This window comes from Bartonella sp. MR168JLCBS (assembly GCF_042194175.1).
In genome coordinates this window covers 1-245 of the sequence record NZ_JBHIMP010000229.1, presented here as the reverse complement: position 1 = coordinate 245, position 245 = coordinate 1, and the positions used below count along the sequence as shown (strand labels likewise).

At 40.8% G+C, this 245-nt stretch carries 1 protein-coding gene; it reads left to right on the top strand.

The features are described from left to right. On the top strand, positions 1 to 245 hold a 245-nt coding region (locus ACFIK8_RS10525; RefSeq protein ID WP_375669397.1), incomplete at both ends, for a topoisomerase C-terminal repeat-containing protein.

The following is a 245-nucleotide window of genomic DNA, read 5'->3' as shown; positions in this document are numbered from 1 at the left end:
CACAGATCCAGGAGAAGAGAACGAAGTCAGGCGTAATGATGAACCTGTTATGCTTGGTATCGATCCTAAAACAGGAAAAGATGTCTCTCTTCGCAATGGCCGCTTTGGACCATATATTCAAGTTGGTGAACAGAAAGAAGCTAAACGTATAGGGTTACCAAAAGAATGGCAAACAGAAAAGATGACTCTTGATAAAGCTTTAGCTTTAATATCCTTGCCACGTGAAACTGGCATTCATCCTGAAA